Consider the following 22,107-nt stretch of genomic DNA (forward strand, 5'->3'; position numbering starts at 1 on the left):
TCTTTGGCGCTTGAAATTGCCGATAAAGGAGTGACTGTGAACGTCTTGGCTCCCGGCTCGCACGAAACGCCCGCCATCGAAAGAGTCATCAAAAATAACAGCAGTCTGAAAGGAATATCTTACGACAAAGCTAAAAATGAGATGGTTGAAAATATTCCTGTAAAACGCATGGGTAAAGCGGAGGAGTTTGCGTCCCTTGCCGCATGGCTATTGTCGCCTCACAGCGGTTATGTAACCGGACAAACCATTAGTCATGACGGTGGAACCATAAAAGGAATATTTGGTTAAATCATGAAAACTATTCAGAAATCCATTACTCTTTCATCCAAACCACGTGGCTTTCATCTTATAACAGATGAGATTTTAGAGAAAATACCTGAGCTACGAAACATAAAAGCCGGAATTGTACATATCTTTATCCAACACACCAGCGCCGGCTTAACGATCAATGAGAATGCAGATCCTTCGGTCCGACGAGATTTTGAGTCGCACTTCAACAGAATGGTACCTGAAGATACCTCACTGTTTGAACACACACTAGAAGGGCCGGATGACATGACGTCTCACATCAAGAGCTCACTGCTGGGAAGTTCAGTATACGTACCTGTAACAAATGGAAAGTTCAACCTGGGAACATGGCAGGGTATTTATCTTTGTGAACATAGGAATCGGGGTGGTGCGAGGAGGTTGGTTGTTACCCTAATGGGATAATAAATTTGAATAGCCATTCCATTTTAATGGTTTATATTGCGTAACTATTTGATCTCAAGTTTTCAGTTTTCGAAATTCGAATTTATTATCATCTATGCAAGCCAGTTCTAAGCAAACAGATCAAAATTACAATCTGGAGCTATTTTTTGAGATTTCTGCCGACCTTCTCTGTATTGCAGGTTTTGATGGGTACTTTAAGAAAGTAAATCCTTCACTAATTAAGTTATTGGGTTATTCAAAATATGAACTGCTTAATAAGCCCATCAATGATTTTATTCATCCGGAGGACCGGGAAATTACGTCAAGTTATCGTGGAAGAATTCGAAATGGTACTCCCCTCTTGAATTTTGAAAATAGGTATGTAACTAAAAACGGAGAAACAGTTTGGCTCTCTTGGACATCGATCCCCGTGAAAGAATATTACCCATGGCAAGATTCTAGCTGAGGATCGAAATTTACAGCTGACAAAGCTAACCAAATCAAATAGCGATTTAAAACAACTCACCTATTCAACCTCTCACGATCTTCGTTCTCCTTTGGGTAATTTGATCAGCATCCTGAGTATTTTAGATGTTTCTCAGGTAGTAGATGAAGATGTCCTTGAACTTTTCGGATTGCTTAAAACAAGTGCCGAAAAGATGCGAGTTATGTTAGATAAACAGATTGATACCATCAAATTTTCTGAAAATACTAGCGGTGATGTTGAAGAAATTGATATTTCAGATTGCTTATCAACTGTTACACAATCGATTCAGTCACTTATAAATGACACTGAAACTAACATTGAGACCCAACTGAAAGCGTTTGGTACTATTCAATACAATCGTTCATATTTAGAAAGCATTTTTCTGAACCTGATAACAAATTCCATAAAGTACGCCAAACCTGATACATCCCCTCATATCTTGATCCAGACAAAAAAGGAAGATGAATACAGGCAAATCATCTTCTCAGATAACGGGATTGGATTTGAAATGGATAGTGTAAAAGACAAGATTTTTGGCTTCAACCAAACCTTTCATAAAAATAAAGACAGTGAGGGTATCGGGCTGTATCTGGTCTACAACCATATTCGGGCAATGGGGGGGATATCCAGGTGGAAAGTGAAGTAAACAAGGGAACCACATTCACTATTACTTTGGCAAAGTAACCTATACAGATCTCTCGTCGACTCCTTATTCATCATTTTAAAAGAAGGATTTCGCCCAATACGAATAAAATGTTTTACCCTTGATTGATCAGTGAATTCTAAATGTTCATTTCATTGAATTCCGTCGTATCCAAATCCATTCGTCTTCCAGACTTTTGAAAATAATCCAGGTATAATCTTTAGAAAGAATTGCTATACTCTCCTGAAGTTCGAATAATAGACTGCACTGTTCTACTAATTCCCCTACACTTATAGAGATCACCGGAGTATATATCGGATAACACACAAAACAGACCTCTTCCATTGAAATCTGAAGTTCTGTTACAGCATTTTGTATCATTTTTATTGTATCTGAACCAAAAGAAACCGAGGTGTTTCCGGGCACATAACGCAACTGCTGGCGTGATGGAAAGTATTTCTCCATGTTATGATGTACAGGCAGTTCTGATGTTGAAATCAGTCCTGAAATAAGATCAGCTTCTTCATCATTCAGCAATGATATCAGAGTTTCTTCTAAAAGTTCTAACGGTTCATCAAGTGAGGAAGCCAAGTACTCCAGTTTAAAACTTGCCTTGTTTCTTTTAAGCTCTCCATAAATATCCAGCCACGGAATTACATGCTGCTCACAGTACTCTGAAATTTTATGCAGCTTTTGATTTTTCTCTCTTCTTTTTTCCAGTACTCTTCGGCGTGAGGATTTCATAAAGTCTACCGTAGTTTTAGTATTTATCTATCCGAAGATTGAGAACCCATCAATTTAAACTTCCTTTTAAATTGAGCATTCGTGTCCGCACATCCTGCCATGTTGCTCGCATTTCTTCATCCATTTAAAATACCATATTTCACGTCTTCCACTGAGTAATATGCGTTGGGTGCGTACTGATTAAATCTAAAATTAGAAAAGAAATCACCAACTTGATAGGAATAAAAAATAGGATGCCATTCCGGGGAATAGCATCCTTAAAAGTGCGGAGAGAGAGGGATTCGAACCCTCGAAACCCCTTTCGGGGTTTACTCCCTTAGCAGGGGAGCGCTTTCGACCACTCAGCCATCTCTCCGTGTTCGAATTGTTTGTCAACTTGTTGAGAGCAATAAATATATGAAGCTTTCAAAGCCCTTTGCAACCTCGATTACAAATAAATTGAAATTAATCCTCATCCTTTTTGATTTGAATATAGATTTGTCCCAGATTCCTTCCTTCTTGCGCAAAATCGAGGCCGTATCCTAAAACAAAAAGATTGGGAATTTTAAATGCAGCATAGTCTATCTGAACTTCATGTTTAGTGGCTTCTGCTTTATGCAAAAGCGTTACAACAGTCAGGGAGGCCGGCTCATGCTGCTTCAATTTATCAACCAAATATTTCATTGATAAACCAGTATCTACAATATCTTCAACAATAATAACATGCCGGTCTTTGATATCAGCATCAATCTGCTTTAAATCATGGACTTGCCCGGAAGAGACCTTCTCATCTCCATAGCTGCTTAATTTCAAAAAGTCCACTTCGCAGGGAATGCTTACAAATCGCATCAAATCAGCAAGAAAAATATATGACCCGTTGAGAACACCAATAAAAATGGGCCTCTTGTCCATAAATTTTCGACTAAGAGTTTCGCCTATGTGTTTAATCTTCTGTTGAATTTCTTCCTGAGTGAGGTAGACTCTGAACTCCTCACCCTGAACATTAATTTTCTCGGGCGTATACAAATTCATGAATTACGTTTGATTGCGAATGACTAGTACTTTTTCTGTTTCAGTAGAACAGCGGACCTGCTCTGATATAGTCCCTAGTTGATCGTCCGAAGTATGGTGAGGGAATATAACGGCACAAATATTTCCATCAAAAGATTCTATGACAAAAGCTTCAGATTTTCTGGCCGATGATATTTTTCGGTTAGTCAAATGATCGGATATCAGCTGTGTTCCTTCCATACCAAGTGGTCGAATGAAATCCCCCTCTTCCCATTGGCGAATGGTAATTGGAAAAGCAATTTTTGACAGATCCATTGAAAGAGTCTCAGAAGTAAATTCATCAGTGAACTTATCAACCTTCAAATGTAAACCATAAACTTTTTTGATCTGTTTGAGATCATCTGAACTGATTTTGACCGGTGGTTTTCGCTCACTTTTAAGCTTTTGTATCGTGAACAGATTCCTATCTCTTATAATCTGATATTCACCGGATAACTGAATAGCTTTACCCGACTGAAGTTCGGTTAATTTTTCTGCTACTTTTTGTAAAGAACTGCTTGCTCTAATATCAAAAGATACTTCGTCTAAAAACTGATATAGTACGGGAGGACGAATTGGGTCTGGCAAATTTAAAAAATATGATCGGCTCAGTGACCGATCATCATCTTTTACCGACTTAAGAACCTCACCGGTCATTAATTCGAATTCAGTTGCCCGTAAAGAAAGCTTGAGTATATTATCACGCCATCCAGGAAAAAAGTTTTGAAGCTCCGGAAACCAATTGTGACGTAGAAAGTTCCTGGCATACGTTGACTCTTCATTACTGTTGTCAATTCTATAGGGGATGTTGAACTCCTCTGCAAATTTCATGATTTCAGATTTGCTCACATCCATCAACGGTCTGAAGAGCTGATTTTCGATCGGTTTTATACCACTCCATGCGGAAATCCCAGACCCTCTTAAAATCCGTTGTAATATGGTTTCGATCTGGTCGTCCTGATGATGTGCCGTGGTCACAAAATCTGCGTCAAACTCATGCTTCAAATCATAAAATACTTCATACCTTCGCTCTCTTGCCCACTCCTGAAAATTGGAAGCCGATTCCTTTTCCAAACGAACAGAAACACACTCAAAACCCCAGAAAGCGCTCATTTTCTCTACGAGTCTCTGATCTTTATCAGAGTCCTCTCCTCTCATTTGATAGTTGCAATGCACGATAACTGCACTTAGTTCAAGTCGATGCAATAAGTACATAAGTGCCATTGAATCGGGGCCGCCGCTTACTCCGGCAATCAATGTCGTGGAATCAGGAAGATAGTTATTTACGGATTTTTGAAATGCTTTAGCTACCGGTGATGATTCGAATTTGCTCATGTGAATAGGTATTGAGCTCTAATTTCTCGTTTAATACTAATAACTCACCTTTTTCATTAACTCCCAAAAATTTAAATCGCCCTTCAATGACTTCGTCATCAACACTTAACCTTATCCAGTCTCCAAAGCCAATCAATGACTTGCTAATTTGTTTATGAACGGTAATTTCACGTTTAGTCCAGCTTTGATAAAGTTTTTCAATCCTAAGTAAAATATTGGCTAGCAGTTCTTCTCTTTCAAATTTATCCCCCGTTACCTGATTTAAAGAAGTAGCGCGTTCAGTATCTTCGGCATTGAACTTTTCCTGGTTAACATTAACCCCAATACCGATCAGAACTTTCTCCGGTTTTGGACCTAAAAAGGAGCATTCCGTTAACACTCCACCAATTTTTTTATGATCAACATAAATATCATTTGGCCATTTGAGGGAAAATAAATTCCTGCTGTAAATCTGAAGAACATTTGCCACCGCCAAAGCGCAAGAGAGAGTTAATAGCGTTAAGCCCTCGGTGCGTTCCGGTTTTAAAGCCAACGTAAAAGTCAGATTTTCACCGGGATTTGTAACCCAATCTTTTTGATGCTGTCCTCTCCCCTTGACCTGATGATCGGCCAGAACAACAAACCCATGATTCAACTGTTCGGCAGGAATCTTTTTTAAATACGAATTTGTAGAGTCAACCTTCTTCAGATACTCAAAATCTCTTCCCAGCCAACGAGTAGATAGTTTGTCTTGAAAAAGCTCTTTATCGAAAAGTTGACTCATCCTAAATTACTTACCTGTAGTGATCACAGAGTCATCACTTCCAAATTCATTGGGTGCATAGTTATCTGCATTATCATCATTTTCCCACGTCACTCCATCCAGTAAATATCTGAATTTATAAGTAGTCTCCGGTTTCAGCCTCAGTGTGAGTTCCCAATTTCCCTCTTTGTTTTTTTCCATAGAATCAGAGGTTTCATCCCAGTCATTGAAATCTCCTACCAGATTTACTTTTTCCTCTGCCCACTCACCGGGTATGGTAAATGTAACTTTACAGATTGTTCTTTTTGGTGTATAAGCTTTACTGATCATTTTATCTCTATTTATTTGAACTATTAAAACGAATAATAACTAATGTTTTTACTTAAATAAAGATCCATATTAAAAATATTTATGTTTTAAGCGGTTATTGTGTTTATATAATTAGTTATAATAACATATTGTCATGATTTATTAAATCATGGAATCGCTTCCTCTCTTAAGTCTCTATATCTTCCAATATAAATACTGTATTTTTTATGTATTTCTATAGACAAAACAATGCATAGCCCGGCAACTAAAAGAGTGCTACTCACCAAACTTATTCATTAAAATCTGAACTTCACCGGGAGAGTTCGCATTCATTACTTGTTCCGAAAGAATTCTCATACTATCCATTGTATGGCTACAAAGCATACTTTTTACCCTAGGCAGTGCACTGGTTGTCATACTCAAATTTTCAATTCCAAGCCCAAAAAGGCAAGCGGCGGTTTTTGGTTTAGATGCCATCTCACCGCAAACAGTCACCGGAATATTGCTCTTTTTTGCCCCATCAATAGTCATTTTAATGAGCTTCCATATTGCAGGATGATATGGTTGATATAAGGATGAAATTTTTTCGTTTCCTCGATCTACTGCCAATGTGTATTGAGTTAAATCGTTTGTTCCAATACTAAAGAAATCTACTTCTTTAGCTACCCTGTCCGCCATTATTGCAACACTTGGAACTTCAACCATCACACCGATCGGGAGGTTTTGATCAAATTTAATCCCCATTTCGGTTAGCCTATCTTTCACTTCCAATATTCTCTTCTTGAGCCTGTGTATCTCGCTTACACATGACACCATCGGGGCCAAAAGCTTGATTCTGCCGCTATACTCCCCCGATAATCTATATATCGCTTCCAATTGATTTCCCAAAAGCTCACTTTCATCAAGCAGCATTCGAATTCCACGCCATCCCAAAAATGGATTTGATTCGGTATCCATGTCGTCTAACAGTTTATCACCGCCGGCGTCAAACAGTCGTACCGTAACATCCGAATCATCACTAGCCTCTACTACTTTTCTGTAGAAGTCGAGCTGATCATTGACATCAAACCCTTTTTTCTGGAACAGAATGGTTTCGGTTCTTAAAAGTCCAACTCCTTCAGCACCATGTGTTTTTACTTTTGGAAGCTCTTCTAAAAACTCCACATTTGCTTGAAGCTTAAATCTTTTTCCGCAAGCTGTTTCACTTGGCTTTTTTGAGATTTCAAGAATTTCCTCGGCTTTTTTCTGCTCTGTTTTCTTACGCTCATCATAGGCTCTCTGCTCACTTACTGATGGACGTACAACAACTATACCGAGATCTCCATCAACAATAGTTTCTTCACTGTTTTTAAAACGCTTTACTTTCCATTCTACTCCAATCACACAAGGAATGTCCAAAGACTGGGCCAGAATAACTGCATGTGATGTAAGACCACCCTTTTGCATTACCAATCCGGCAATACTATTTTTGCTAAGCTCAATCATAGATGTGGGGGATACATTCGTCGCAAAAACGACAGATCCGGGCTCTAGATCTTCGCCCTGTTTTTTGTTTCTTGCAACATCTATCAACTGATCCCTGATTGCTATCAGGTCTATCGTACGCTCATTCAACCAATCGGCATCAGCGTTTTCCATGATATGTATATACTCATTCAGAGTGCTGAAAATAGCGTATTCAGCTTCATATCGTTCTGATTCGATTTTATAGAGAATCGTTTTATATAACTCCGGATCTTTTAAAGATTCTATCTGCGCATCTATAATGTCGGCAACTTCACCAACTGCATCCTCTTTCAGTTTGATAAACTCTTCTTTCAGTGCCCCAAAAGCACGATTACATTTGTCTATATTGAGTTGAATATCATCCTGATGAATTTTTTCAGGGCTTACTTCATTCTGTCTCTCTTGCAGAAAATGTGCCTTTCCGATTCCAATTCCACCGGCTGCCGGCACACCCTTAAATTCAATTCGACCTACCATAACAGACTATTTCAGTTGTTTTCAAATTTATTTTCAAATAGTTCAGAAATAGCGGTCAACGCTTCCTGTTCATCCTCTCCTTCAAAGATAAGTTCCATTTCTGCTCCAGACTCCGCTGCAAGCGTCATAACGCCCAAAATGCTTTTCCCATTTACCTTATATCCATACATACTAATGTAAAAATCAGATTCAAATTTAGATGCAGTTTTTACGAGTACGGATGAAGGACGGGCATGTAAACCCGCTTCGTTTTTTACTGTTACAGTTTTTTTGATCATCAGGTGTAGAAATACTATTAAATGAGCTGTAGTGGGTTATAAAATGACTGTTATTTAACATAAAACGCATATAAAAAGTGAACTTCTTTTGCTAAATCTCCAAGCGAAGATTGGCTTATTTTTTATAACAGAATCATAAAATAAGAAAAAAGATGGTCACTTTTAGAACCACAATTATTATCTATTTATAGAACTCTATTTGATTAGAAAATCCTGAATAGAATTCCGTTTAGTACAGAAATAAATAGTCCAAAAAATAGTGCCCACCAAAAGTTTCGAATAGTAAAACCTATAACAAGTTTATCAATCAACATTAACATCCAGGCATTTATCACCCAAATAAATAGCCCCAAGGTTAGAATGGTTAGCGGCAAGGTCAGAAAAATAATAAGCGGTTTTATAAAAATATTCACCAAACCGAGCAAAATAGCGACTCCCAATGCGGTGAAATAATTCTTCACTGACACACCGTCTAAAAGATAAGCACCAAAAAATATTACCAGACTGTTTATGAGTAGTATTTTTAACATAGCATTGAGATTCGTTACATTTTCCTGAGCTTACGTGAAAAACCAAAAAAAGTTTACCCCGCATGAAATTTATTCTTTTCCATGGAATCGACAAGATGTCTCCCTCAGAGCTTTATAACATCTTAAAACTGCGTCAGGATATTTTCATCGTAGAGCAAAATTGTGTTTATGAAGATATTGACGGCTTAGATGACGTCTCTAAACATTTACTGCTTAAGGTTGGTAATGAGCTGGCAGCATACAGCAGAATTGTTCCACCTAAGGTTAAGTTCGACGAGATCTCGATTGGCAGAATTGTTGTAAAAGAGAAATTCAGAGGGAATGGCTACGGAAAAAAAATCGTGCTGGAATCCATTGATCGCATTGCAGAAACCGGCCATAAATCTATCAGGATTGAAGCTCAGGCTCATCTCCTGCAGTTTTATAAAAATCTTGGATTTAAGTCAGCTGGAGAAACCTATATTCTCGATGGAATTCCTCACCTCCAAATGGCTCGATACTTATGACATCGAAGAAAGAGCGGACTTAACTTTATTTATTGCCTCGGTGCAAATTACATTCAATTCACTAATTAACTCTTCCAGCTTTCCAGCGTCTGGATTATTTTCACCGGCCATCGACTCAATCTTTTCTGTAAGCTCTGTAGCTTTTTCCATTCCCACGTAGGTGAAAGTTGGTTTTAGCGTATGTGAAAACTCTTTAACCTTGTCGTACTCACTACTATTGAAATGGGTTATTATTTTACTCATCAAATCAGGTGTTTGACTCAAAAAGAGCTCCATTATCTCTTTTAAAAGATCCTCATCTCCTCCGGTTAACTCATACAAGTTATTAAGATCCAATCCTGAAAAGTCCTTAGACTGTTCAGGTGTTTTAGAATTTGAAGATCTGCCGTTCTTTATAAATTCTTTAAAGCTATTGTAAAGTTCATCGTAGGTAAACGGTTTGGCGATAAAACCGTCCATACCCGCTTGTTTACACTCTTCAATATCCCTGTCCAACACTGATGCCGTAATAGCGATAATTGGTACATCCCTTTTCGATTTTTCATCATGTTCTCGAATTCTCCTGGTTGCTTCCAAACCGCCCATTCCCGGCATATGTACATCCATAAATACTGCAGAATAGTTGTTTTGATTTATCATTTCCAAAGCTTCACTGCCATCTTCCGCTTCATCAGCATCCACACCAAGCTTTTTCATCATCCCCTTTACAATCCGGCGATTTACGGTATAATCATCGACGATTAAAATTTTGTCCCCGCTAAAACTCTCCTTTATACTGTCGGTTTCTGAACTTTTTAACGTTTTAAAACCAACAGCTTTATCGGGTAAATAGAACGGGATTTGCAATGAGACAGCAGTTCCAACACCTTCAGTGCTTTCAACATCTATCTTTCCATCCATATAGCCTACCAACTGCTTCACCAGAGAAAGACCCAGGCCTGCGCCTCCAAACTTGTAGGATGTAGATTTCGAAACCTGACTAAAGCTCTCAAAAATGTTATTGATCATCGAATCAGGAATTCCAATGCCGGTATCTTTTATCATCAGCTTTACTGGAATTTTACCATTTTCCACATCTCCGGTCGTCACAAAAATTGCGATTTCACCATTTTTTGTAAACTTTATTGAGTTACTCAAAATGTTCATCAGAACTTGGGAAAGTCTAACAGAATCTCCAACCAAGTACTCAGGTACATTTTTAGAAATTACCAATTCAAGGTCTAATCCTTTCTCCTCAGTTTGGCTTCTGATATTATCTACAACCTGACGAAGTAGTTTACGAATGTTGAACTTTCTGTTCTCTAATTTAAAATTGGTAGATTTTAAAAAGTTGAATTCCAGTATATCGTTTACAATGGCAAGTAAATTTTCGGCAGAGAGTTTAATCTCTTCCACGTAATCTGCATTTTCTTCATCTAAGTCTTTTCCTTCCAAAAGCTGAGTCATTCCCAGAATTCCATTGAGTGGAGTTCTCATTTCATGGCTCATGTTAGCCAGAAACTTATCCTTTACAATTTTAGACGATTTGGCTTCTTGAAGTGCTTTTTTTAATTCGTTTTCACGCTTTTTACGAATAGTGATCTCTTTTATAATCGTAACACAAAATTTCTCATCATCTGTATCTAGCGGAAAAGATTTAACAATCGCCCAAAATGGTGATCCTGCCTTATTCAAACAGGTACATTCCGTTTCAAAAAGTGAACCTTTTTTAAAATGTTTTAGAATTGAATCATATAGGTTATTCGCTGAATTTGCAGAGGCCGTTATCCGTGGACGTGAACCTATAACATTATCCTCACTTAAACCGCTTATCGAATAGTAGGTTTGATTGGCAAATACAGTTTGGAGGTCACTGCCTTGCAGTTTAGATACAAGAAGGGCATCAAATGTATAATTTAAAAGTTTTCCGAAAAGCTCGGTATGGTCGCTGATAAATTTTAAATTATCTCCCATTTATACACTTATTATGGCATTCAGTTTTGAATGTATAAAAATGTGGCGACCTTAGCTATAATTAGCCTTTTATTTTTTAAATCATCCAGTAAAAACAACAATTGCGACAACTACGAGCAGAGCTACCTTAAAGAGTAAATTTTTCCAGTTTTTCATCAGAGAACACAAAAATTTTAAAGAATGGCTAAATGAGACTATTATATCTAAATATATCCCTAACCAAAATCAAGTTTTAAATTTTCATCTACACAACTATTTACAAACCTTTATAATCGCTGTGTATTTTAAAAGAGTATCCAAAAAGGTATTTGTTACAAAATTGCATTTATAAAGTTCTTCACAAATACACTTCATACTAGATTTTTTTCTTTTGCAGTCGTTTAGAATTCCCTACCACGTTTATAGAACTAAAAGCCATAGCAATTTCAGCCAATACAGGATGCATCCATCCAATCATAGCAATGGGAAGCATTATGATATTATAGAAAAATGCCCAGAATAGATTTTGGCGAATTTTCTTAAACGTCTCATTACTTAAATGAATCGCACGGATTATCGCTTTGGGATTTCCATCAATTAAAATCATACTGCCCGATTCAATGGCGATATCTGTTCCTGTTCCCAGTGCAATACCCACATCCGACTGTGTAAGTGCCGGAGCATCATTAATTCCATCTCCTACCATGGCCACCACTTCCCCATCTTCTTGTAATCTTTTGATCACGTCAGATTTTTCATCCGGTTTTACCTGTGCAAATACGTCATCAATACCGATCTCCTTTGCAATTATATCTGCCACTTTCTGCTGATCGCCCGTTAACATTACAGTTTTATAGCCGAGCTGATGTATTTCCCGAATAGCGTCGGCTGTTTCCGGTTTGATTGTATCTTTAATTCCACAAAGTGCCACAACTTCTTCATCTATTACCAGAAAAATGGTTGTTTTACCGGCTGAATGAAGTTCATCTGCTTTATTCTGGACCAGTTCTGACTGATCAATAGAAAATTGTTTTAGCAGATCAACATTCCCGGCTAAAATTCGCGATTCTTGTACAACGGCCTTCACTCCTTTTCCGGTAAACGATTCAAACTCTTCGGAAGCCGGCAGATTATCTGTCCCCGTATAGTTTAGTATGGCTTTACTTATTGGATGCTCCGAGTAATTCTCAGCAGCAGCAATCATCTTTTTCAGATTCATATCACTATTCCCCACTTCAAACCAATCCGTAACTTCCGGTTCCCCCTTTGTCAATGTGCCGGTTTTGTCAAAAACAAACGTTGTGACCTCTTGTAAACGCTGAATAGATTCCCCCTTTCGAATAAGAATGCCGTTTTCAGCACCCAGTCCTGTTCCCACCATCAGTGCTGTGGGAGTAGCTAACCCTAAAGCACAGGGGCATGCAATGACCAGAACTGCGAGGGCCACAAAAAATGCCTGACTAACCGGTTCCAGATCTGTGATAATCCAGGGAATAAAAGAGTCTGCCCATAATAAAATAGGCCGAAGTGATTCCGGGAAAATTAGCCAAACAGTAAATGTGATTGCTGTGAGAACAAGGATTACCGGTACAAATATCGCAGTAACCTTATCTGCAAAATCCTGAATTGGAATTTTGGACCCCTGAGCTTCTTCCACCATTTGAATGACACGGTTCAGAAATGTATTCTCCCCAACTTCTTTTGCCTGCACGCGAATGGAGCCTTCCGTATTGATCGTACCGCCTATAACCTCATCTCCCTTCTCTCTAATTACCGGCATTGATTCTCCGGTAACCATAGACTCATCAACTGAGCTTTTGCCATCCACAACTTCCCCATCTGTTGGAATGGTTTCTCCGGGCCTGACAATCATCACGTCGCCCTTCTTCAGCTTATCAATTTCAATTTCTTCTTCCATCCCGTTTTTGATTATACGGGCAGTCTTCGCCTCCAGTGTTAAAAGCTTTGTAATAGCGTCTGAAGCCCTGCCTCTCGCTTTTGCCTCTATATATCTACCGGTCAGGTGAAATGCCATGATCATAGCTGCAATTCCGGCAAAACTGTAGAATGCGGACTGTATCAAACCGAGCATGTGAGCAAGCGAAACCAGACCTGTAATTAACGATGCAGTTGTACCCAGGGCAATCAGCACATCCATATTGGGAGTTAAGTTTCTGGATGAGATCAATGCACTTCTAAGTGTTTCATATCCCGGGCCAAAAAGTACGTAACCGGCGCCCAAAACCATAGCAATTTCCATCACAAGGTGCGAAGTAATCTGAATTCCCAGCACCATACTGAGAAGCATCCAAATCATAAGCGGAACCGTAACAAACCAGCTCCTTATCGTTTTCTGCCTGGCTGCAGAAAGTTTCTTCTCTTCTCTCTCTCTTTTCTGCTCTAACTTATTGGCTTTTTTTTTTGCTCGTCGATCACTTCATAACCGGTGTTCTCAATACTCTCTTTTATTTGGTCGATTGATATCTGTGAACTATCAAAGTCTACAAATGCTTTTTCTGCAGCAAGATTTACATTTGCACTTACAACCCCACTCTGTTTTTGAATGGCTTTTTCTACCGCAGAAGAACAACCTGTACAGTGCATTCCTCCGATTTGAAAAGTGACTGAATCGTTTTTAGGCTCTTCCGCTTCATAACCTGCATTTTCAATAGCTTCACGAACTTCATCAAAAGGAAAATCACTACCTTCAACTTCAATTTCGGCACTTTCAGTAGTCAACTGAACGCTTGCGCCTTTAACTTGCTCAACTTTTTCCAATGCTTTTTCTACAGAGTTAACGCAACCCGCACAGTGCATGCCATTTATTTGAATACGCTTTTTCATAACATTATATACTTAGTACTAATCAGCTATCGCTATTTTCATTTCTGTTCTTAAGTTAAAGAAGAAATTGCCCGCTGATGTTATGTAGCGAATGCAGAGATGTGTAATATTTTTGGGCTATATTGTGTCGAGGGATTTCCTCACTGTATCACCAGACTTCCGATATTCCGTGACGGTCAACCCGGTCACTTTTTTAAATTGATTGGAAAGATATTGTACACTGCTGTATTTCAGTTTCCACGCAATTTCACTGAGGGTCCATTTTCGAAAACTGAGCAGTTCTTTTACCCTTTCTATTTTCATCTCAATCAGATGAGTTTCAATCGTTGAACCCGTCTTATCGGAATAGACTTTACTCAGATAGGAATAGTTGTAATTTGTTTGTCTTGATACAAAAATGGAGAGCTTATCCGGCGTCCTTGAATGCTCCAGGTGGTCAATGTATTTAATAAGAGCCGACTTCACATCGTTAACCAGTTCGGTCTCTCTATCAAAAATGAGCTCAAATCCCTTGGATTGAAGACGTTCACTAAACAGATCCAGTTCTGTTTCAGTAAATTTTCTGTCCAATTCAACAAAACCCAGCTCAACATGGGCGTTAGGATAGTCCATCCCCGATAGGATATCTGAAACAGATTCCACACAACGGGGACAGACCATATTTTTAACCGATAACTTCATAGTTCATTATAACGAACTTAAATCTACAAGATTACATTCGCTATTCAACGGTAACGCTCTTCGCCAGATTTCTGGGCTGATCCACATCACACCCTCTGTTCACTGCAATATAGTATGAGAGAAGCTGCAATGGAATTACCGTAAGAAGCGGTGAAAAAACATCAAACGTTGATGGAATCGAGATGGAGTATTCCGACAGATCTTTTACATCACTGTTCTCTTTATTCATAATGGAAATAATACGCCCCTTACGGGCTTTCACCTCTTCAATGTTCGAGATCATTTTGTCATTGGTATGAGTAGTGGCCGCAATAACAACAACCGGCATCATCTCATCGATCAGGGCAATCGGTCCGTGCTTCATCTCCGCTGCAGGATACCCTTCGGCATGAATATAGGAGATCTCTTTAAGCTTCAGTGCTCCTTCCAGTGCAACCGGGAAGTTATAGCTCCGTCCCAAATATAGAAAGTTGGGTGCATACGTAAACATCTTAGCCATCTCTTTGGTATCATCATCACACTCCTTTAAAATCTGATCCACTTTATCAGGAATGGCATCCAGTTCTTTGATATACTTCTTCGCTTTTTTATTGTCGATATATCCCTTTTTAATACCAAGAGCCAGTGCCATCATCGTCAATACAACAACCTGAGCAGTAAATGCTTTAGTTGAGGCGACCCCGATTTCGGGACCTGCGTGAGTAAACACTCCGGCATCCGTTTCTCTTGATATAGTTGAGCCGACCACATTACAGATCCCCAGAACCATAGCGCCACGCTCTTTTGCTTCACGGAGTGCTGCAAGTGTATCAGCTGTTTCTCCACTTTGAGAAATGACCAGCATCACGTCCCCTTCACCAATCAGTGGATCGCTGTATCGAAATTCAGATGCGTACTCAACCTCAACGGGTGTTTTTGCCAAATACTCAAAGAGATACTCTCCCACCAAGCCTGAATGCCAACTGGTTCCGCAGGCAGCAATTATAACCCGGTTGGCGTTAGCCAGATCGTCCATTACATCTGCAATACCCCCAAGTTGTATGGTGCCTTTATCAGGATCAATTCGCCCCCGCATACAGTCAGCCATTGACCTGGGTTGCTCAAAAATCTCTTTCAACATAAAGTGCGGATAACCCGCTTTCTCAATCGCCTCCAAACTGATTGCCAGTTCATGAACCTCTTTCGTCAGGCTTACATCTTCAATTGTCTTAACCTCATAACCGTCACGCTCTACAACTGCCATTTCACCATCATCCAGGTAAACCACTTTGTTGGTATATTCTACAATCGGAGAAGCATCTGATGCAATAAACATCTCATTATCGCCCACTCCCAAAAGAAGTGGAGAGCCTTTTCGGGCGATGTAAATCTTTTCAGGAGAATCCAGATTTACAATTGCAAGACCGTACGTTCCCACAATCTGCTTTAAGGTGAGGCGAATAGCTTCTTCAAAAGTTACATTCTTAGACGTTGTATAAATTTCCTCAATGAGCTGAGCAATAATTTCAGTATCAGTCATGCTCATAAACGTCCGACCTTTCTCCGTCAGAGATCTTTTTAAGGAACCGTAGTTTTCAATAATTCCATTATGCACAACGGCAACTTTACCGGATTCACTTAAATGGGGATGAGAGTTTACATCATTTGGCTCACCATGAGTAGCCCAGCGTGTATGACCAATACCAATATGGCCTTTTACACTATTCTCCAATACTTTCTTATCCAGGTTGGCTACTTTGCCTTTACCTTTTTGAATGTTTAACTCTCCATTCATGATGGCAATTCCGGCAGAGTCGTACCCTCTGTACTCAAGCCTTTTTAACCCTTTGATTAATACTTCAGCGGCGTCTCTATCACCTACATAACCTACTATTCCGCACATAGTCTATCTTTATTTTATTGATCTGAATTTAACTGATATGTTTTTTAATCAGTTTATTTACTCTTCATTGTATCATTATGTACTTTTTTAAAGTGCACATAATATTCATAACGTTTGATTGAAAATAATTTGTTATTTAACAATTCGTAAATCATCAAGACAACAAATCAGAATTCCCTGAAAAGGAAATCAAAATATAATGAAATTACAATACTCCTTCTTCGAAGATCACTACATGGAAAATTTCCATCCATTAACTCTCACTCGGCCCGTTTACGATTTGAGAGTTGGAATTTTTACTCTTGCTGAAAAATGGAAGTATGCACTCGGTCTGCCCAGTAATCCTGCATTAGGTGGCCCCGTGCGCCAACACATGTCAGGAGTATTCAAAATACCCTCAGTAAATAAAGAACATGAGGCCGTTTTATGGATTAATCCTCGATTTATTCCGAATTTACATTTAATTGAACAGATAAAGCAGTTAGAAATTTCTCAGGGACTATTATGTGAAGAATCTCTTGTAGCTGCTTTAATACCGCCGGAAGAACATAACAAGTGGAGCAAATCAGGTGTAGATTTAAATACATTAGATATTTCTGATATTAGTCCAAAAGGAAATACTATTGTTAAAAATATTTGGGAGTTGTTTCAATTAAACGGTAATGAAATTAAAAATGACCTCATTTTATCCAAAAAAATAGCCTATGGAGAAGAGAAAATTTTTCCCAACACTCTGTTCGTTAAACCGGAGAATATATACATAGATGAGGGAGCTGTTATTGAGCCCGGTGCTATGCTTGTTGCCGATAAAGGCCCCATTTATATTGGCAAAAATGCGCATGTTATGGCGAATTCCGTAGTACGCGGGCCATCTGCAATTTGCGAAAAGTCGGTAGTTAAGATGGGAGCCAAAATATACGAAGACACCACAATCGGTCCGGTTTGTAAAGTAGGCGGCGAAATATCCAACGTAATATTTCACTCCTATTCAAATAAAGCACACGATGGATATGCAGGAAACTCTGTGTTTGGCCAATGGGTAAATATCGGCGCAGATACCAATACATCAAATCTCAAAAATAACTACAGCACGGTTAAATTTACCGAATGGAGATCCGGGAAAATGGTTGATACCGGACAGCAATTTATCGGTACAATTATGGGAGACCACAGCAAAACAGGTATTAACTCTATGCTAAATACAGGTACGCTTTGCGGTGTATGTTGTAATCTCTTTTCTGATGGGTATCCTCCAAAATATATCCCGTCGTTTAGCTGGGTTAGCGGAAACGACATTGTACCTTATCATTTTGAAAAAGCAATTGAAGCTATGGAAAAGATGATGGAGCGCCGCAGTATTGAACTAACACCTGCGTATAAAAAAATGATGAAGGCACTATTCGACTCTACCAGCTTCTGACAAATATTTACATACGTAAATAGGGGTTTTTCCATTTTCGATTGTCTATGTAACAGTGCGCATTTTTTAATTTAATGATTCTATGTTAAATCGAATTGCCGATTCATCTCGATTTGGGCTATATCTTGGATTCATCCTATTTCTCATATTCCTCTTCCTTCCCGCTCCGGAAGGACTTGATGACGCTGCATGGAAAACAGCCGCCGTTGCCATACTCATGGCAACCTGGTGGATTTCTGAAGCAATCCCTATTGCCGCCACATCTCTGATCCCTATTGTTCTGTTTCCTGTACTCGGAATTTCTCCAATTGGCGATGCAACAACACCCTATGCAAATCCTTTGGTTTTCCTTTTTTTGGGAGGATTTATTATTGCCATAGCAATGCAAACCTGGGACCTGCATAAACGAATTGCTCTCAACATTGTAAATGTGATGGGCGTAAAACCATCTTCAATTATTATTGGCTTTATTATTGCTTCTGCTTTTCTGAGTATGTGGGTTAGCAATACCGCCACAGCCTTAATGATGCTTCCGATTGCACTTTCTGTACTTCAGCTTGTAGAAAATAAGAGAGATAGTGAAAAGCCCGTTATTACCAATTTTGAAATAGTACTCCTGCTATCCATTGCCTACGCATGTAATATCGGAGGAGTCGGAACACTGATTGGAACGCCTCCTAATGCTCTTATGGCAGCATTCATGCTTGAAAATTACGGGATCGAAATAAGTTTTGCTCAATGGATGATGGTGGGTGTACCATTAGTAATTCTACTTCTTCCGATTATGTATCTCCTTCTGAGCCGCTTCATTTTTCCAATTAAAATGAAAGAGTTACCGGGTGGAAAGTCGATTATTCTAAATCAACTTGAAAAACTTGGTAAAATCACCAAACCTGAATTTCGAGTTGCCGTTATTTTCACAACCACGGCACTTTTATGGATTTTCCGACCTCTCATTTCAGAAATTATTCCCGGCTTGTCTGACGCCGGAATTGCAATTACAGCCGGAGTGGTACTATTTATTGTGCCCAACGGTAAAGGCTCCGGCGGAATGCTTTTACAGTGGAATAATTTACGGGATTTACCATGGGGCATACTCATTCTTTTTGGCGGTGGTCTCAGTTTAGCCGCGGCGATAAGCTCAACCGGATTAGCCGCCTGGATTGGACAGGGTGTAAGCGGTTTGGATGCACTTCCCATTATCATTCTGCTTTTGGTAGTAATCCTGATCGTTGTTTTCTTAACTGAAATTACCAGTAATACTGCCACTGCCGCAGCATTTATCCCAATCCTGGCATCTTCAGCCGTAGGCATTGGACAAAATCCACTTCTATTCGTAATACCCGCAGCAATTGCGGCAAGCTGTGCTTTTATGCTCCCGGTTGCCACTCCACCAAATGCCATCATTTACGGGAGCGGGAAAGTTTCTATCCCACAGATGGCCAAAGCGGGAATTTGGTTGAATATTATCGTTTCACTGATCCTAAGTATCGCCTGTTACACTCTATTCGCTTATGTTTTTGGGATTGAAATTGGAATTATTCCTGATTGGGCAAACTAGAAAAACATGAACCTTCTGCTAACTTTTGCTCTTGCACTTCTGTTGCAGAGTCCGCTACAGACTACTGGTAAAAAAACACCTATAAACATTCAGAGGATTTCATCCGATGTGACCCTTGACGGAATTCCGGACGAACCGGCATGGGACGAGATTCACCCCTTCCCTATGACTGTTTACCAGCCAGTTTACGGAGGCGAAATGTCGAATAGAACCGTAATCAAAGTGGCTTACGATGATGAATATCTATATGTAGCCGGTGAACTCTATGATTCCAATCCTGACGGAATTGTAGCCAACACTCTCTACAGGGATCGCTACAGCGGAGACGAAACTTTTGCAGTTATTCTCGACTCATACAATGATAATGAAAATGCAAAGTGGTTTTTTGTCACTCCTACAGGTGTTCGCGTTGATCAGCAGGTTTCGAACGATTCTGAAGGAAGTAATTCCTTTAACAGGGATTGGAATACATATTGGGATGCTGCAACTGAAATCACGGATGAAGGTTGGTTTGCGGAAATTCGAATTCCCTTTTCCAGCCTTGGATTTCAAGAATTAAACGATGAAGTGATCATGGGACTGATCACCTATCGGTGGGATGCCAGCAGATCTGAGCGTCACATTTTTCCCGATATTGCTCCTGAATGGTCCAGAGGATTTACGAAACCTACTCAGGCCCAAAAAGTCCGTTTTACAGGAATTGAGTATCAAAAACCGTTTTACGTCACGCCTTACCTTCTAGGAGGATTTAGTCAATCAAATTTCCTGAATAGTGATGGTAACGCCTACCAAATCGAAACTGATTACGTGACAGAAACCGGATTGGATATTAAATATCCCATTACAGGGAATATGAATCTGGATATTACCTTAAATACTGATTTTGCCCAGGTTGAAGCTGATGAAGCACAGGTAAACCTCTCCCGAACTCCTCTGTTCTTCCCGGAAAAAAGACAGTTTTTTCAGGAACGGTCAGATATTTTTGATTTCAATCTTGGCGGAAACAATGCACTGTTCTACAGCCGAAGAATTGGCCTTGAACAAGGACAGCAGGTTCGGATACTTGCCGGTGCCCGTTTAGCCGGACGTACCGGGAAATGGGATATTGGCATTCTGAACATGCAAACAGATCAGCTTGATGATATCAATCTCCCCTCCGAGAATTTTGGAATCTATCGCGCAAAGAGAAATGTTATCAATCAAAATTCGCATGCAGGCACGATGATCACAAACCGGCTGGGTGGTGATGGCAGTTATAATGTTGGAGCCGGGTTCGATCTCCTCTACAATTTTATTGGCAATCACTACCTGGATCTTAAAACAGCTACAACATTTGATGACAGAACAGACTCCGACTTCATTGAACAGACCCTTTTTCGAATCAATCTTTTGAAGAGAACATCGAGAGGATTTTACTACAATTTTTCAGCCCTTCGGTCCGGAGAGCTCTATTTGCCGGAAGTGGGATTTAATACACGGTTCGACTATTCACAGTTCGATCTGGAACTTGCTTACGGTTACTTCAGTCCTGTCGATTCCCCCATCCGGATCATCAATCCGTCCCTGAAAGGCTCTCTGATCTTAAGAAATGAGGATCACTCCGTAGAAACTTTTTTATTAGAACAACCTTGGGAAATTGAATTAAAAAATAACACGGATATACAATTTACCGCAAGTCTCTGGTACGAAGATATCAGGCTCCCGCTATTCTTTAGTGATAATGCTTTTGTAGAACCCGGAAACTACACGTTTTGGGGAGTTGAAGCTGAGTACGGCATGCCTGGATCCCGTCAATTAAGAGCGGCTATTTCAGGACGAGCCAGAACATTTTATGACGGCGAGCAGTATTCAGTGAAATTTTCACCGGCATGGAATCCATCCAAACATTTTGAGTTGAGTGCTGATGCAGAGCTAAATTACCTTCATTTTCCGGATAGAAACCAATCGGAATATCTACACCTGTTTAGGGTCCGATCTATTGCAGCTTTAAATACACACCTTTCACTTCAGGTACTTTCCCAATACAACCATTTGGACAAACAGTTTGGCACAAATGCCAGGTTTCGGTATAACTTCAGTGAAGGACACGATTTCTGGATCGTTTACAGTGAACTATCCAATCGGGATTTAAATCGCATTACTCCAACCCTTCCGCGATTTGAAAACCGTACGATGCTTGTCAAGTATACTTATACATTTTATTAATACTACATATTAAATATTATCAATGCTTTATTTTCATTAAAACCTATCTCTGATAGTTTCAAGCTCTCTACCTCTTTTTCTGTATATCTAAAATTTTTCTGCTTCGAGGCAACCCTTCCCCTCTAAATCCTGTATGGGCTAAACAGAAGCCAGTACATCAATAATGAATATCTCAAGTTCAATCTAAATTCTTAGTCTATGATTACTTCAAATACAAATGCCTGGAGAAACATACTATCAAAGAGTAAACCACCACTTATCATTCTGTTAATGATGTTAGTTTTTATTGGTCTTGCAGGGTGTAGT

At 39.4% G+C, this 22,107-nt stretch carries 21 protein-coding genes and 1 tRNA gene; 8 read left to right on the forward strand and 14 right to left on the reverse strand.

What is annotated here, in order from left to right; all coding sequences use genetic code 11:
* The 4 genes from ACESM0_RS06665 to ACESM0_RS06680 form a co-directional block, all read left to right on the forward strand.
* On the forward strand, positions 1-288 hold a 288-nt coding region (locus tag ACESM0_RS06665), incomplete at its 5' end, for an SDR family oxidoreductase (protein WP_372904875.1).
* Positions 289-291: 3 nt separating this feature from the next.
* Positions 292-711: a secondary thiamine-phosphate synthase enzyme YjbQ gene (locus ACESM0_RS06670; protein WP_372904877.1), complete on the forward strand. Its 420-nt coding sequence runs from the start codon at positions 292-294 to the stop codon at positions 709-711.
* 94 nt (positions 712-805) lie between these two features.
* Positions 806-1,156, forward strand: coding sequence for a PAS domain S-box protein (locus ACESM0_RS06675; protein ID WP_372904879.1), 351 nt, complete (start codon positions 806-808; stop codon positions 1,154-1,156).
* Between the two features lie 91 nt (positions 1,157-1,247).
* Positions 1,248-1,823, forward strand: a complete 576-nt coding sequence (locus ACESM0_RS06680; protein WP_372904881.1) for a sensor histidine kinase — start codon at positions 1,248-1,250, stop codon at positions 1,821-1,823.
* A gap of 144 nt (positions 1,824-1,967) precedes the next feature.
* On the opposite strand, the gene ACESM0_RS06685 is transcribed toward ACESM0_RS06680, so the two are convergent.
* The 9 genes from ACESM0_RS06685 to ACESM0_RS06725 form a co-directional block, all read right to left on the reverse strand.
* Positions 1,968-2,564: a hypothetical protein gene (locus ACESM0_RS06685; protein ID WP_372904882.1), complete on the reverse strand. Its 597-nt coding sequence runs from the start codon at positions 2,562-2,564 to the stop codon at positions 1,968-1,970.
* 266 nt (positions 2,565-2,830) lie between these two features.
* A tRNA-Ser gene (locus ACESM0_RS06690) sits at positions 2,831-2,919 on the reverse strand.
* Positions 2,920-3,008: 89 nt separating this feature from the next.
* The gene (hpt, locus tag ACESM0_RS06695; RefSeq protein WP_372904884.1) at positions 3,009-3,575 is read right to left on the reverse strand and encodes a hypoxanthine phosphoribosyltransferase; all 567 of its coding nucleotides are present in this window, start codon (positions 3,573-3,575) and stop codon (positions 3,009-3,011) included.
* A gap of 3 nt (positions 3,576-3,578) precedes the next feature.
* Positions 3,579-4,928, reverse strand: coding sequence for a tRNA lysidine(34) synthetase TilS (gene tilS / locus ACESM0_RS06700; RefSeq protein ID WP_372904886.1), 1,350 nt, complete (start codon positions 4,926-4,928; stop codon positions 3,579-3,581).
* A complete protein-coding gene (locus ACESM0_RS06705; protein ID WP_372904887.1) occupies positions 4,897-5,691 on the reverse strand; it encodes a biotin--[acetyl-CoA-carboxylase] ligase in 795 nt (264 codons plus the stop codon). The genes tilS and ACESM0_RS06705 overlap by 32 nt, the downstream gene beginning before the upstream one ends.
* A gap of 6 nt (positions 5,692-5,697) precedes the next feature.
* On the reverse strand, positions 5,698-6,000 hold the full coding sequence (locus tag ACESM0_RS06710) for an isoamylase early set domain-containing protein (RefSeq protein WP_372904889.1): 303 nt from the start codon (positions 5,998-6,000) through the stop codon (positions 5,698-5,700).
* Between the two features lie 255 nt (positions 6,001-6,255).
* A complete protein-coding gene (gene ptsP / locus ACESM0_RS06715; RefSeq protein WP_372904891.1) occupies positions 6,256-7,962 on the reverse strand; it encodes a phosphoenolpyruvate--protein phosphotransferase in 1,707 nt (568 codons plus the stop codon).
* A gap of 11 nt (positions 7,963-7,973) precedes the next feature.
* The gene (locus tag ACESM0_RS06720; protein ID WP_372904893.1) at positions 7,974-8,240 is read right to left on the reverse strand and encodes an HPr family phosphocarrier protein; all 267 of its coding nucleotides are present in this window, start codon (positions 8,238-8,240) and stop codon (positions 7,974-7,976) included.
* 203 nt (positions 8,241-8,443) lie between these two features.
* Positions 8,444-8,770, reverse strand: a complete 327-nt coding sequence (locus tag ACESM0_RS06725; protein ID WP_372904895.1) for a phage holin family protein — start codon at positions 8,768-8,770, stop codon at positions 8,444-8,446.
* A gap of 62 nt (positions 8,771-8,832) precedes the next feature.
* Between ACESM0_RS06725 and ACESM0_RS06730 the strand changes: the two genes are divergently transcribed.
* The gene (locus tag ACESM0_RS06730) at positions 8,833-9,276 is read left to right on the forward strand and encodes a GNAT family N-acetyltransferase (protein WP_372904897.1); all 444 of its coding nucleotides are present in this window, start codon (positions 8,833-8,835) and stop codon (positions 9,274-9,276) included.
* Here the strand turns inward: ACESM0_RS06730 and ACESM0_RS06735 are convergent.
* The 5 genes from ACESM0_RS06735 to glmS form a co-directional block, all read right to left on the reverse strand.
* The gene (locus tag ACESM0_RS06735) at positions 9,271-11,229 is read right to left on the reverse strand and encodes a response regulator (protein WP_372904899.1); all 1,959 of its coding nucleotides are present in this window, start codon (positions 11,227-11,229) and stop codon (positions 9,271-9,273) included. The genes ACESM0_RS06730 and ACESM0_RS06735 overlap by 6 nt on opposite strands.
* A 355-nt stretch (positions 11,230-11,584) precedes the next feature.
* Positions 11,585-13,525, reverse strand: coding sequence for a copper-translocating P-type ATPase (locus ACESM0_RS06740; RefSeq protein ID WP_372904901.1), 1,941 nt, complete (start codon positions 13,523-13,525; stop codon positions 11,585-11,587).
* A gap of 83 nt (positions 13,526-13,608) precedes the next feature.
* Positions 13,609-14,052, reverse strand: a complete 444-nt coding sequence (locus ACESM0_RS06745; protein WP_372904903.1) for a heavy-metal-associated domain-containing protein — start codon at positions 14,050-14,052, stop codon at positions 13,609-13,611.
* Positions 14,053-14,169: 117 nt separating this feature from the next.
* Entirely contained in the window at positions 14,170-14,733 is a 564-nt protein-coding gene (locus tag ACESM0_RS06750) for a helix-turn-helix domain-containing protein (RefSeq protein WP_372904905.1), read from the reverse strand.
* A 40-nt stretch (positions 14,734-14,773) separates the two neighbouring features.
* Positions 14,774-16,615, reverse strand: a complete 1,842-nt coding sequence (glmS, locus tag ACESM0_RS06755) for a glutamine--fructose-6-phosphate transaminase (isomerizing) (RefSeq protein ID WP_372904907.1) — start codon at positions 16,613-16,615, stop codon at positions 14,774-14,776.
* A 199-nt stretch (positions 16,616-16,814) separates the two neighbouring features.
* Here glmS and ACESM0_RS06760 point away from each other — a divergent pair, with 199 nt between their 5' ends.
* The 3 genes from ACESM0_RS06760 to ACESM0_RS06770 all read left to right on the forward strand — a co-directional run bounded on the left by ACESM0_RS06760 (position 16,815) and on the right by ACESM0_RS06770 (position 21,801).
* Positions 16,815-18,035 carry a putative sugar nucleotidyl transferase gene (locus ACESM0_RS06760; protein ID WP_372904909.1) on the forward strand — a complete coding sequence of 407 codons (1,221 nt, stop codon included), beginning with the start codon at positions 16,815-16,817 and terminating at the stop codon, positions 18,033-18,035.
* Positions 18,036-18,117: 82 nt separating this feature from the next.
* Positions 18,118-19,596 carry an SLC13 family permease gene (locus tag ACESM0_RS06765; RefSeq protein ID WP_372904911.1) on the forward strand — a complete coding sequence of 493 codons (1,479 nt, stop codon included), beginning with the start codon at positions 18,118-18,120 and terminating at the stop codon, positions 19,594-19,596.
* Positions 19,597-19,602: 6 nt separating this feature from the next.
* Entirely contained in the window at positions 19,603-21,801 is a 2,199-nt protein-coding gene (locus ACESM0_RS06770) for a carbohydrate binding family 9 domain-containing protein (RefSeq protein ID WP_372904913.1), read from the forward strand.
* The last annotated feature ends 306 nt before the right edge of the window (positions 21,802-22,107 follow it).

Origin of the sequence: Rhodohalobacter sp. (genome assembly GCF_041686455.1) — a bacterium.
GTDB lineage: Bacteria > Bacteroidota > Rhodothermia > Balneolales > Balneolaceae > Rhodohalobacter.